1 rRNA gene is annotated in these 228 nt (G+C 52.2%); it reads right to left on the bottom strand.

What is annotated here, in order from left to right:
* Positions 1–141 precede the first annotated feature (141 nt).
* Positions 142–228 (bottom strand): 5S ribosomal RNA (gene rrf / locus QCD69_RS22665); the annotation flags it as partial.

Below are 228 nucleotides of genomic sequence, written 5' to 3'. Positions count from 1 at the left end.
TTCTAACCAACTGAACTACCGCTCCACCGATTCTGTACTGAACTCAGAATGTTGCTTCCGATCTCAGGTGTTTCGCCCTTTCCACGTCACTGGAAGGTCTGAGCGCAAACGGTTTACTCACGTTTACTGCTCTTAATTGATGCCTGGCAGTTCCCTACTCTCGCATGGGGAGACCCCACACTACCATCGGCGCTACGGCGTTTCACTTCTGAGTTCGGCATGGGGTCA

Origin of the sequence: Erwinia sp. PsM31 (genome assembly GCF_030433775.1) — a bacterium.
GTDB lineage: Bacteria > Pseudomonadota > Gammaproteobacteria > Enterobacterales > Enterobacteriaceae > Erwinia > Erwinia aeris.
This window is presented reverse-complemented; position numbering and strand designations above follow the sequence as displayed.